The sequence below is a fragment of the Saccharibacillus endophyticus genome (assembly GCF_013185185.1).
Classification (GTDB): Bacteria; Bacillota; Bacilli; order Paenibacillales; family Paenibacillaceae; genus Saccharibacillus; species Saccharibacillus endophyticus.
This window is the reverse complement of sequence record NZ_JAAZWE010000004.1, coordinates 433,399-446,329: the sequence shown is the minus strand read 5'-3', so window position 1 is coordinate 446,329 and position 12,931 is coordinate 433,399. Positions and strand designations below refer to the sequence as shown.

Genomic DNA, 12,931 nt, shown 5'->3' with positions numbered 1-12,931 from the left:
CGTTAAACCATGGCAAAGGTATTGGTTTTCGGTCATAAGAATCCGGACACGGACACGATCGCGTCGGCGATCGCGTACGCGGAATTGAAAAAGCAGCTCGGCGTGGACGCGGAAGCGGTTCGTCTGGGCGAAGTGAACGGCGAAACGGCATACGCGCTGAAGCATTTCGGCGTCGAAGCGCCTCGTCTCGTCGAGACGGTAGCGGATCAGTCGGAAGGCGTTATTTTGGTCGATCACAACGAAAGCCAACAAAGCGCCGTCGATATTGCGGACGCGCACGTGCTTGAAGTTATCGACCACCACCGGATCGCGAACTTCGAAACGGCTCACCCGCTGTATTACCGCGCCGAGCCTGTAGGTTGCACGGCAACCATCCTGAACAAGCTCTACAAAGAGAACGGAATCGAAATTCGCAAAGAAATCGCGGGCCTGATGGCGTCGGCTATCGTATCCGACTCCCTGCTGTTCAAATCGCCGACCTGCACCGAGCAAGACGTGGCGGCGGCCAAAGAACTAGCGGCGATCGCGGGCGTCGACCTCGACGTTTACGGTCTCGACATGCTGAAAGCCGGAGCGGACCTGAGCGGCAAAACGGCCCTGGACCTGATCTCCATCGACGCGAAAGAATTCACGATGGGCGGCAGCAAAGTCGAAATCGCGCAAATCAACGCTGTGGACGTGAACGAAGTTCTGGAGCAGCAAGCCGAACTCGAAGAAGCGTTGAAAGGCAAGATCGTCGACAAAGGCCTGGACCTGTTCGTGCTTGCGATCACCGACATTCTCAACAACGACTCCGTCGCGCTGGCGATCGGCAGCAAGACGGACGCGGTCGAGCGTGCTTACGGCGTAACATTGGAAAACAACACGGCCCTGCTCAAAGGCGTTGTTTCCCGCAAATCGCAAATTGTTCCGGTTCTGACGAAAGCTTTCGAAGCTTAAGAGTCGGTTTGAAGCGTTTCGACAATTTGGGAATCTCTTCAAAAGTGCTCAATATGGTGCTAGTACCTTGACCGTGAGGTTAAGGGCTAGCCGGCCTCCGTTCCGAATGGAACGGGGGTTTTTTGAAGAGAAATAAGAAAGCCGTGCCTATAAGAACAGGGCACGGTCGAAGGATATAATTTTCATGCAACGGACCAGCTTTATCCGTCGATTTTTCGGAAGAAATCGGGATTGTCTCGTGATTACATATTTTTTTCTATCATTTCTTTTAAGGACTGTTTGTCTGTTTGCAAGTAGTAGAATTCACTTTTTTGCCGAATTAGCGCTTCGCCTGAATCATCTAACCAAATTGAGAATATTACATTTGATTTGTTTTTATATTGAATTTCTCCTTCATAAGTAGGGTTACGTATATCTGAATTCTCATTATTAAAGCTTGCTTTTTTAACATCATTTAATTTTTTTAGCATGATTTTTATTTCATTAGGGTCTGTTAAGGTTGTCTTTGTAGACGGATTTTCATATTTGGAAAAATAAATAAGTTCCACTTCTTCTACATTAAAAAGTCTATGGTTATTAGCTTGAATTCCCCAAAACAGGATTCCGATAGTCACAGTGAAAATCACTGCTGTGATTATAATTCTTGTAGTTTTTTGTATTCTCATATTTTTATAACTCCCACGATTCATTTATTTCAGTTGCTCTTCGAACTCAATCTTAGGGATAACAGCGTTTTTTTCAAAGTTTAAATTTATATTTTCTTCTGAATCATTTACAATGCCTGCCGGACCGCCCACTAAATAATAATCATAAGGAACTTCATAAGAATAGTCTTCAGGATTCACCTTTTTTAAAAATAAAAACTGAGGTTTTGTAGGATCGATTTGTTCAGAATTTAATATAGAATAGTTGGTTCCATTTTGAAGTTGCCCACCCATTATTCCAATCCTTATTTCTTCATCAGCCTCAATATTGCCTTTATAAATTTTAGACGCTTTTGCTTCATAAACAGTAGAAGGCTCTTCACCTGCAATTCTATTGGCAGGAGTTTTAGAATTTTCTGTAGCCTTGATAATCAAATCACTGCTGTCGATCATTTCTTCAAGACTCTCGTATTGTACCCAGTCTACATAGCTTTCAAAATCTTGTTCATGATCTCCAGCAATAGAATTGGATTCAGTTTCTATGTTTGAAGATAAGAGTGAATTACTTCCATATCTAAAATTAATCCAAGTTACGTCACTCGGTTGTACATTGTTATAATCGTGCCATCCTTGTTTCATGATAGATTTCCGACTAGAATCTGAAGGATGAGCGAGTCCTAGCGTATGTCCGATTTCATGGGTAATCACCTTTTGCCGAACCTGAGGGCTTGTTCCTTCTTTAATTGCTTGTTCAATAGTTCTAGAATTTATTGTTGCAGTTGCCCAAATTAAAGTAGTATCAGTTGAAGAACTATATACAGGATTAGTAGTTGCCTTGCCCCAGCTATCATAAGCTTTTGAATCAATCACGATATTTAAAAAAGGATTGGCATACTTAGAATTAGACGGACGAGGTACAATTTTTACTTTGCTTTGTATGCCATTCCAATCAGCGATTGAATACGCGGCATTATAGGCCCCTCCAGAAGTGTTGCTTTTATTAACAACATATTCAATATTGTTCCTTATATTTGTTCCCCAATATACATGCCAATAATCATTCTGAAGGCCGTGATGAGCTGAAGCAGGTAAAGTCACAAGTAAGGGGGCTGAAATCATCATTGCAATCGCCAATGAAACTACTTTTTTCTTCATTCCTGTATTCCTCCTTTATGATGTTTCAAGATTAAATACATTTTAATGGTAAATTAATTTCTATACAGATAATATCGGTCAAAAATATTATATTTATCTGTAAAAAAGCGATAAATTGTCGAATAAATTAAAAATATATTTTAGATAATATTTTCCTAGTGATAATGAAATGATTAGTTCGAGAATTATTCCCAAATGAAACTTGTTACGATTAGATATAGTACATTAGTACCTAAATATATATAAGAATTTGGTTCTATGTGCGAGGGATGCTTTTAAACCGCATAAGGTACACTTTTTTCTTTTTTTGGCTCTTACGTGAAAGCGTACCCATAAAGAGTGCATGATTCTAACGACACTGCATCCGCTTCCCTTGACGTGTCCCGCCGCCTCCAGGCCAAGAATCCCCCGCATAGGACTTTCCCCTCCCCGTTACATCCTCTATACTAAAAACAAGAAAACCCAAACAAAAACACGGCCAAAACGCAGAAAAGAGCAGCGCGTATAAGCAATGGGTCTTATCCGCCTCGCTTGACCCGCCAACGACGGCTGCGGCCGATGAACGAACGAATCGAGGGATGCTTGTGCTGGGATTTGAGCGCAGAGAGAAAATTATCGAATTTTTACGCCGGGACCAAAAGGTCTTCGTTGCCGCTTTAAGCTCGTTATTCGAAGTGACGGAGGAGACGATCCGCCGCGATCTCGAGAAGCTGGAGAAGGAAGGCATCGTGACGCGCACTTACGGCGGAGCCGTTTTGAACGTGCATACCAACGAAGATCTATCCTACCAGACCCGCCATACGACCAACCTGCCGGAAAAGAACGATATCGCCCGCAAGCTGGCGCGCCTCGTTTCCGACGGCGATACGTTGATGGCCGACCCCAGCTCGACGGTGTTCGAAGCGCTGAAGGAACTCGGAACGGCCAAAAAGAACCTGACCGTCATCACCAACTCCAGCATCATCTTTTCCGAATACGCCAAGCTGGGCCATACCGTCATTTCGACCGGGGGAACGCTGCGTCCGCACTCGAACTCGCTCGTGGGCGCCGTCGCCAACGAAACGGTGTCCAAGTATGTCGTCGACACCGCGCTGTTCAGCTGCAAAGGACTGTCGACCGACTACGGCGCCACCGATTCGAACGAACCGGAAAGCGAGCTGAAAAAGCGCATGCTGGCGCAGGCGCGCAAAACCGTCCTGCTGGCCGATCACACCAAGTTCGACAAAGTCGCGTTCGTGAAGCTGTTCGATCTCGGCTCCGTCGATTATCTGGTCACCGACCGCCAGCCTTCGGACGAATGGATGGAGCGGTTGGAAAAGCTCGGCGTCGAAGTGATTTGCTAAGGATCGCGTCGTAAAAAAGAACGGGGAGCGCCGCTACGGATCGGTAACGAAACTTCGGCATGCTTCCGGCAAAAAGGCCGCCCGGGTCGTCGCAAGACGCCGGGCGGCCTTTTGATGCAGCCGGGGTTATTCGAAGTTCGAAGTCGCAATTGTCCGTCTGTTCCCTTCGGCGAAAGCCGTGCTCAGGAACTGAGCTTGCGGCAGGCGAACACTTCGCCCGCGGGCACGGGCTTGCTGTAATAAAAGCCCTGAGCGGTAAAGCATTGCAGATCGCGCAGCAGCTCGACCTGTTCTTTGTGCTCGATCCCTTCGGCGATGATGTGAAGTCCCAATTGACGGGACATCGTAAGGATCATTTCGACGATTGCCCGGCTGTTTTCGTTCGTCGTGATGCCTTTGATGAACGAGCGGTCGATTTTGAGGCAGTCGATCGGAAGCAGATGCAGATAGCTCAGCGAACTGTATCCGGTGCCGAAGTCGTCCAGGCTGACCGAGATCCCGGCCTGTTTGAACCGCCCCAGCACTTCGATCACCTGCGCTTCGTTATGCATCATGGCGCTTTCCGTCACTTCGAGTTCCAACAAAGAATTATCGAATTTCAAGTCTTCCAATGTAGCCAGCACGCTTTCGACGATATCCGTCTGCATGAGATGGATCTGCGACAGGTTGACGGCGACCGGCACGGAAGGCCGTCCTTCCCGCGCCCACTGCTGCACCTGAAGGCACGCGGTTCGCAGCACCCAGCGCTCCAGTGGAACGATCAGTCCCGTTTCCTCCGCGATCGAGATGAATTTAAGCGGAGGGACCATGCCGAGCCTCGGATGGTTCCAGCGGACCAGCGCTTCCATGCCGACAAGTTCTTCCGTGCGCATATCCACTTTCGGCTGATAAAACAATACGAGTTCGCCATGTTCGATCGCGGCTTGAAGATCGCGTTCGAGAATAAGGCGCTCATGGTTTTCGATCGCCCGATTGCGGTCGAAAAAGGCAAAGCGCGAACCGCCGCGGTTTTGGGCGTCGAAGCGGGCCAGATCGGCATGCTTGAACAGCGTTTCTTCGTCCGCGCCGTCTTCCGGGAAACGGGCGATGCCCATGCTTGCCGTCAGCGCCACGGTTTGCTGGCCGACGCGGAAAGGCAGCGAGAATTCATCGCTGACCTGCTGCGCCGCATAGACCGGATCGAAGCCGGACGGAAGCAGCGCAATAAATTCGTCTGCCGTCGAACGCGCCAGCAGCGTGCCTTCCGGCAGAACGTTTTCCAGTTTGGCGGCCGCGCGGCGAATAACTTTGTTTCCGAAATCGAAGCCGAACAAATCGTTGATTTTTTTGAAGCGGTCGAAATCGATAAAAAACAGGTGGAACGGAGAAGCCGAAATGTCCGATGTCAGGCCGCCGACGTATTCAAGCATGTATTTGCGGTTGAAAAGTCCCGTCAACTCGTCGTGATAAGCCAGATGACGGATTTTTTCTTGATTTCTTTTGCTTTCCGTCACGTCTTTGGCGATGCTGTACGCACCGTCAAAGCGTCCTTCGATCAGAATCGGCAGGGAGGTCAGAATGAAATGCATCGTTTCGCCGTTTTTCGTCCTAAGGTCGATTTCGATTTCTTCGGCTTCGCCGCCGATGACTTTAGCGTAGTGCGCCTCGATTTTGTTTTGTTGACCGGTCGCGACGATCTGGGGAATTTCCGCGAACGGCGGCATGATGCCGAGTTTGCCCACTACCTCGTAAGCCTGCTCGTTCATGTCGTATACTTTGCCTTCCCGATCCAGCGCGATCACGGCGTCCGGCGTATGGGCGAACAGCGACATGTAGTGCTGTTCTTTTTCCCGGATCGTATCATGCTGCTTCTGCGCGTCCCATTCGCGGTAACGGTCGGTGAGCACCATCAGGCAGGCCGCCACGCTGATCAATAAAAGGTAAGGCAGCATGACGTCCGCTCCTTGGATGATCAGCGGGTAGGTAACGCTGGGCGCGGCGGACATGGTCAGCACCGGAGAAATGATGGCGATGGCTGCGGAAGCCAGCAGCATGCCTACCGGAGGAAAGCGTTGAAAAAGCGTGCCTTCTCTTCGAATGACGAAGGTCAGCAGGCGCACCAAAGGGAACAAGACCGAAAATAGGCCGATCGAAGCCGTCATCAAAGGTTCGATGCGCCAATCGACATGTCCGAACATGAGAAAAACGTTGATGTAATAAAGGGACATGATGAGAACGCTCAATAGACCGGCCGTCATCAGGAATTGAAACGCGCCTTGAAGACCGCTTCCGGCCAGCCTTAAAGCCAGCACGCATACGACAAGGCCCGCAAGCGGAAGGAAAATGAAGTTTTCCAAGCCCATGTTTAGCGGTCCGCCCGGCAGTACGCAAATAATTCCGAAATATTGCGTTCCGGCGAACATAAGCGCGGTAAGAAGAGTGTACGGGATACGGCGAACGCCCAAAATTTCGCGCAGCGATTCGAAACTGCCGGAAGCCAGCTTGACGACCATGAGACAGCCGGCCAACGAACATAAAAAACCGGCGATGGCGTAATACGGATTGAACTCGATCAATTGCAGGTATTGGATCATTAGTATTCAACTCTTTTCGTGTAAAACATCGCTTCCTTCCTTATATCGACGAAATTCGACTAAATGGATAGCCCGATTTCGGAAGTCTTTTCCGAACCGGCGAAAAAGGTTTTGGATTCGAAAAAATAAATGTATACTATTGGTAAATGACCGCGCGCAGAAGACGGCAGCAGCGTCCGACAAGCCGAAGCGGAATATGCGGCAGAGCGAGGGGAATGGGATGAGCAAGCAGCCGGAACAGGGAACGACAATTTTCGAGAGAATCTACAAACAGTCTCCGGTCGGCATCGCCATACTGGCCGTGGGCAGGGGACATCTATTATATGCGAATGCCAAATTGGGTCTGATCCTCGGGTACGGCGAGGAGGAGCTGATCGGCTTGGAGTTCGCGGCATTGCTGCATACCGAAGCAACCCCTGACACGGAGCGGGCCGACGCCAAGATTCGCGATTCGATCGCCGATCCGGAAGATCCGCTGGAGTTCGAGCGCCGATGTCGGCGCAAGGACGGAAGCTTTGTATGGGTATCGTTTCACTTGGCCGAATTGGACGCGACGGACGATCAACCGGGGCGCTGCGTGATCGTGCACGCGCTTGACGTGACGACGGAATACAAGGATCGTCAGCAGCTGATGGAGAGCAGCGACGCCTACGAGATCCTGATGGACAATACGCGCGAATTGGTTACGCAAAGCAGCATGGACGGTCGCCTGCTATATGCTTCGCCGTCCGTGAAGACGCTGCTCGGCTATGCGACGGAAGAGATGGTGGGCCATCATCGATCTGAATTTTACCATCCCGAAGAAATGCGCGCGATGACGAATCTGTCGATCGAGGATGCCCAAGGCCAGATTTTGATGCGGCGAATCCGACACAAAGACGGACGTTATCTCTGGTTCGAAACGTTGTTTCGCATTTTGCGCGGACGGCTCGGGGAAGCCGATACGATCATAGGCATCGGCCGGGACGTCACCACTCGCAAAATGTACGAAGACATGCTCGACGAGGTGCAGCGAATCGCGCATATCGGCTCTTGGGAATGGAATCTGGCGGAGGAGCGGATTCATTACTCGGAAGAAACGCTGCGCATTTTTGAAGGGGAACTGGTGCAGGACGAGAGCTATCCGAAATCGCTGCTGCGCATTTTGCATCCGGCCGATCAGGCGCATTTGCTGGACTATACGGAGCGGATGCTGCGCGGCGAAGCCGAGCCTTTTATTACGTATCGGGTGATTTTATCGGATCGGACGGTCAAAACGATACGCAGCCAGTATGAAGTATGGCGAGGTCCGGAAGGGGAAACGCTGCGGATCATCGGGATGACGCAGGACGTGACTCAACAAGCCACCATCGAAAACCTGATTCGCGAGAGCGAGCAGCGATACAAATCGCTGTTCGATTATAATCCTTCGGGCGTGTACGCGTATGATCTGGAAGGCCGATTCGTGACCGTGAATGCGAGCCAGGAGCGGCTGACCGGCTATTCGGAAATGGAATTGATCGGCCTTCCGATTGCAGAATTGGCCGTGCCGGAGCATAGGGAGAGGGTCAAATCGGGTTTCGAGAGCGTCAAACGCGGCGAAGCGCAAACCTATGAAGTTTGTCTCGTTCGTAAAGACGGAAGCCTGATCGATGTCAGCGTGACGAACACGCCGATCATCGTGGACGAGCGGATCGTCGGCGTCTACGGCATCGCCAGCGACATTACCGAGCGTAAACGGCATTTGGCCCAGATTGAGAAGTTGAGTTACGAGCATACCTTGATCCTGAACTCCGTGTCCGAAGGCATCTTCGGTACCGATCTGGACGGGAAACTGGTATTTATCAATCCGCCCGGAGCGAAAATGTTAGGATTCCTTCCCAACGAGGCCATCGGCGGGGTGAACCTTTCCCGGATCCATCAAACGAGCCGGGACGGCATTCAGTACGACCCCGACGATTCTCCGCTCATGAATGCGCTGCGCACCGGAGAGGCTTATCAGAATGGGGAATCGGTGTTCTGGCGCAAAGACGGGTCGAGCTTCCTCGTTTCTTACCGCGTCACCCCGTTGTACGATCAGGGCGAGCGCAAAGGGGCGGTGGTCGTCTTTACCGATATCACGGGAGAGATGGAAATTATCCGGGCGAAAGAATCCGCGGAGCGTGCCGATCGTGCGAAATCCGAATTCCTCGCGATCATGAGCCATGAACTGCGCACCCCCATGAACGGAGTGATCGGAATGGCTACGCTGCTGGGCGAGACGGAACTTGACGAATCCCAACATGCTTACGTGGATATCATTGTTCAGAGCAGCGAGAACTTGATGCACATCTTGAACGAAGTGCTGGATTTCAGCAAGATCGAAGCGGGCAAGATGGTGCTCAGCAGCGAGCCGATGCAAATCCGGCACGTATTGGATCAGGCGATCGATCTCTTCTCGTCGCGCGCGGCGGAAAAAGGCTTGATGCTTACGGCAAACGTAGCGCCTTCCGTGCCCGAAGTGCTGGTCGGCGACCCGGACCGAGTGAGGCAGGTGCTGGTCAATCTGATCAGCAACGCGATCAAGTTCACGGACGAGGGGGGCGTAATGGTCACCATCGAACCCGGATTTTTCCACCAGCACAATGCGCTGACGTTGGAAGTGGCGGTGCGGGATACGGGGATCGGGATTCCGCCGGATAAGCAGGGCTTGCTGTTTCAGTCGTTCTCGCAGATCGATCCGTCGATTAACCGAAAGTACGGCGGAACGGGACTCGGCCTTGCGATCTGCAAAAAGCTGATCGATCTTATGGACGGATACATCGGGGTGCAAAGCCGGGAAGGCGAAGGGTCGAACTTCCACTTTACACTGCCGCTGCATATTCCAAGTGAAAATCCAAGTGAAAAACCTTCGGAAGATCCGGCAATTTTGGAAGCGTTGGGAGAACGGTTGGCACAGGCTTCCGCACGCGAGCGCCTGGATGAGTTAGAAGCGAAATCGAGCAGTCTTGAAGGGGAGCTTCGGGTGCTTATCGCGGAAGACCATCCGGTAAATCGTCGTTTGTTGCAGGAGATGCTGACGAAATTCGGCTGCATATGCGACCTGGCTCAAAACGGGCGGGAAGCGGTCGAAGCCGCAACGGCGCATGGCTACGATCTGATTTTCATGGATGTGCAGATGCCCGAGATGGATGGTTTGGAGTCCGCGGCCCGGATTCGGGAGCTGTCCGCGGGAAACGGTCCGGTCATTATAGCGGTTACGGCTTTTTCGGATAAAGAGAACCGGGAAAGCTGCCGTAAGGCGGGAATGCAGGACTTTATCGGCAAGCCGCTATTCGCGGAAGAAGTCGAATCGTTAGTCGAAAAGTGGAAACGTCGGATCTCGAGCACGAGGGTCTAGGCGAATAAAACGGGGCGTTCCGATGACCTGAACCTTTCAGGCGCGGACGACCCGCTTTTATTTTTTAGGGGCGTCGCTATCTTCCTTGATTTGGGTAATAAAACTTAATTCAAGAAGATCGAGCATGAGAGCGGTCCGCGGATCGAATACAGACAAAACGATATCGCATTCGTTAAAATAAGAGCAAAGCGAGGGGGAGCGAAATATGCGGTGTGTACAATGCGGGACTGAACTGCCGGAAGGCAGCCGTTTTTGCAGCAGCTGCGGCGCAAAGCAGCCCGAAGCGCTATCTGAATCGATAGTGAGGGAAACGGATATCCAGCCGGGCGCTGTCCCGGATCGGGAGAATACGGAATCCGATCCGGGGCGGCAATCGTCGTCATCCGGCTCGCCATGGCCGGAGGCGCGCAGCTTGCCGCATTCGCTGTCGAAAGGAGCCGGCGAGACGCCGAGATTGCGGCGCAGTTCGGAGTTGCAGCAGTCTTCCGCCGAGTCGGAAAATGCGCCGCCGCCCGTAAGCGAGCCGATCGCGGTTCGCTTGACGAAGCCGGACAACGAACCGGAAGCATCGGGAAGACCGCCCGGGGATTCCGGAGGATTATTCGGGCCGGGTGAAGCTGCTCCGCCGCAAATGCGGCCCGTACCGCCTTCCGGAGGGGATACTCGTTTCGCGCCGCCGTCCGCTCCGGTTGCGGGGCAGCGCCCGTCTGTTCGCGCCCCCCATTCTTCCGGGCGCCCTGCCGGGGAACGAAAAAGCCTTGTTCCCTGGATCGTGCCGCCGCTGCTCGCGATTTGCGCGGCCGGTGCATTGCTATGGCAAGTGGGTTATGAGCGCGGGGTCAGTGCCGAAGCCTCGGGGATTCAGCGTTCTGCTGCAGATGCGGCATTGGGCGGCAACTACGAGATTGCGGAGTCCAAGCTCGGCGAAGCGTTGGACAAACGTCCGGATGATCCGGGAATCCGGTCCGACCTGGAAACCGTGCAGACCATTCGCCGCCTTGATACGCAGCTTACGGAAGCCCAGCGTATGCTCGGCGGCGGAGACGCATCGGCAGCGGCTGCGAAGCTGAATGAAGTCAGACAGGAGCTTTCTTCGCTAAAAGGCGGAGCATACAATCGGCTTCGCGCTCGTTTCGACAAGTTGAGCGTGCAGATCGAGGAGGAATCGGCATGAAAAAACAAGCGATCCTTAGCATTGCGGTCAGCGCGGTTGTTCTGCTTGCCGGGTCCGCCGGGTCCTATGCCATTCATCGCAGCTATTCGGCGAATGCGGGTGAGGGGGCTCTTCTTGCTGACGTCGCGGGCGGAACCGAGCTTGCTTCGACGCGGGTGACATCGGGTTCAGCTGCGGATGTTTCGGCCGGAGGCACAGACTCGGATAACGTTACCGATGACAAGGCGATAACCGATTCATCCGGGCAGGGCGGCGAGGACGACGGCTTGACGCTCAAGGAAATCATCTCTACGGTCGGCGAAAAGGTGGTCATGATCGAAACGGCAGACGGATCGATCGGATCGGGGTTCCTTTACAATGATCGCGGTGATATTTTGACGAACGCTCACGTAGTCGCAGGGTATGAAGACGTGACGATCACCATGTCCGATTCGGATCAAATGTCGGGCACGGTCATCGGGATCGGCGAAGAAACGGATGTTGCCGTGGTGCGGGTGCCCGACCTCGAAGGGGTAGAGCCGTTGGAGCTGAAGCTTAGTGCCGAAGCCGAGGTCGGGGATGAAGTATTGGCGCTCGGCAGTCCGTTGGGATTGCAGAACACGGTGACCACGGGCATCGTCAGCGGCGTCGATCGAACCTTCGATATTGCGCCATATTACTATGAAGGTTTGTACCAGATCTCCGCGCCGATCGCGCCCGGCAATAGCGGCGGGCCGTTGGTCGACCGTCGAACCGGGCAGGTGCTGGGTATCAACTCGGCCGTTACCGATGAAGGAGGCATAGGCTTCAGCATTCCCGTCATCAGCATTGTCGATTCGGCCAAAGGCTGGTCCGACAGCCCGATGGACGTACTGCCGGCACCGGATTACGGATACGACGAATACGGTCTTCCGACAGACGAATACGGCGATGAGTACAGTGACGATTACGGCTATGACGATGTGCCGGCGGAGGCAACCGAGCTGGAATACGCGTCGGAAGATGTGCTTTATGCTTTCTATGACGCGGTCGCGCTTCAGGATTACCGAACGGCGTACGATCTGTTGGGCGCCGAATGGCAGGCCAAGCAGTCTTACGAGAATTTTGCCGGAGGTTACAAAGATACGCTCGGCGTCTATCTCGATTACTGCATCGGCGTGGAAAACGGCGACGGAACAGTCAGCGTCTACGTCACGATCTCGGCCGACGAGCGCGCGGAGGACGGAAGCACGACCACCGAATTGTATGATCTGGTTTACCAGGTCGGCCTTGAGGAGGGAGACGCTTCGGACGTGCTGAAGATCATCAGCGGCAAGTCGGAATAAGCGGTTGATTTCATTACGGAATAGACGGAGGATGATATAAAATGGCAAACATCGAGCGCAAGGAACATTCTTTTGTAATGATTAAAGACGGGCAGGAAGTCGGTAAGGTGAACTGGACGGTTCGCGGCGACGGAGTGCTCATGGTGGATCATACGTTTGTCGCCGAATCCATGCGCGGTCAACGCGCAGGCGAGCAGTTGGTCGAACGCGTCGCGGATCTGGCCCGCGAAAGCGGCGTGAAGATCGAGCCGGTTTGCCCGTTTGCGGAAGCTTTGTTTAAACGGAAAAAGGAATACGAGGATGTTTGGCAGAAAGACTGAGTGTTACAAGTTGGATTCAACGCCCTGTTGTCCGTGAAAATGGACGCAGGGTGTTTTTATGTCCGAATGTTTACAAGTTAAATTGCAAACAACGTTGACTTTGTAATCTAAATAGAATACA

Annotated in this window: 9 protein-coding genes; 6 read left to right on the top strand and 3 right to left on the bottom strand. The window is 52.4% G+C overall.

Annotated elements, in window-relative coordinates; genetic code table 11:
* Nucleotides 1-9 precede the first annotated feature (9 nt).
* Nucleotides 10-939, top strand: coding sequence for a manganese-dependent inorganic pyrophosphatase (locus HRQ63_RS16590; protein ID WP_172245760.1), 930 nt, complete (start codon nucleotides 10-12; stop codon nucleotides 937-939).
* Nucleotides 940-1,181: 242 nt separating this feature from the next.
* Here HRQ63_RS16590 and HRQ63_RS16585 read toward each other — a convergent pair whose 3' ends face one another.
* Entirely contained in the window at nucleotides 1,182-1,604 is a 423-nt protein-coding gene (locus HRQ63_RS16585; protein WP_172245758.1) for a YhfM domain-containing protein, read from the bottom strand.
* 24 nt (nucleotides 1,605-1,628) lie between these two features.
* Nucleotides 1,629-2,738 (bottom strand): matrixin family metalloprotease, encoded by a 1,110-nt coding sequence (locus tag HRQ63_RS16580; protein WP_172245756.1) that lies wholly within the window; start codon nucleotides 2,736-2,738, stop codon nucleotides 1,629-1,631.
* Between the two features lie 584 nt (nucleotides 2,739-3,322).
* On the opposite strand from HRQ63_RS16580, the gene HRQ63_RS16575 reads away from it, so the two are divergent.
* Nucleotides 3,323-4,081: a DeoR/GlpR family DNA-binding transcription regulator gene (locus tag HRQ63_RS16575; protein ID WP_172245754.1), complete on the top strand. Its 759-nt coding sequence runs from the start codon at nucleotides 3,323-3,325 to the stop codon at nucleotides 4,079-4,081.
* A gap of 182 nt (nucleotides 4,082-4,263) precedes the next feature.
* On the opposite strand, the gene HRQ63_RS16570 is transcribed toward HRQ63_RS16575, so the two are convergent.
* Nucleotides 4,264-6,654, bottom strand: coding sequence for a putative bifunctional diguanylate cyclase/phosphodiesterase (locus HRQ63_RS16570; protein WP_172245752.1), 2,391 nt, complete (start codon nucleotides 6,652-6,654; stop codon nucleotides 4,264-4,266).
* Nucleotides 6,655-6,874: 220 nt separating this feature from the next.
* Between HRQ63_RS16570 and HRQ63_RS16565 the strand changes: the two genes are divergently transcribed.
* From HRQ63_RS16565 to HRQ63_RS16550, 4 genes are all read left to right on the top strand, one after another.
* Nucleotides 6,875-10,012, top strand: a complete 3,138-nt coding sequence (locus tag HRQ63_RS16565; protein WP_172245750.1) for a PAS domain S-box protein — start codon at nucleotides 6,875-6,877, stop codon at nucleotides 10,010-10,012.
* 205 nt (nucleotides 10,013-10,217) lie between these two features.
* Complete coding sequence (locus HRQ63_RS16560; RefSeq protein WP_172245748.1) at nucleotides 10,218-11,186, top strand: zinc ribbon domain-containing protein; 969 nt, start codon at nucleotides 10,218-10,220, stop codon at nucleotides 11,184-11,186.
* Nucleotides 11,183-12,490: a S1C family serine protease gene (locus tag HRQ63_RS16555; protein ID WP_172245746.1), complete on the top strand. Its 1,308-nt coding sequence runs from the start codon at nucleotides 11,183-11,185 to the stop codon at nucleotides 12,488-12,490. The genes HRQ63_RS16560 and HRQ63_RS16555 overlap by 4 nt, the downstream gene beginning before the upstream one ends.
* Before the next feature lie 41 nt (nucleotides 12,491-12,531).
* Nucleotides 12,532-12,810: a GNAT family N-acetyltransferase gene (locus HRQ63_RS16550; protein ID WP_172245744.1), complete on the top strand. Its 279-nt coding sequence runs from the start codon at nucleotides 12,532-12,534 to the stop codon at nucleotides 12,808-12,810.
* Nucleotides 12,811-12,931: the final 121 nt, after the last annotated feature.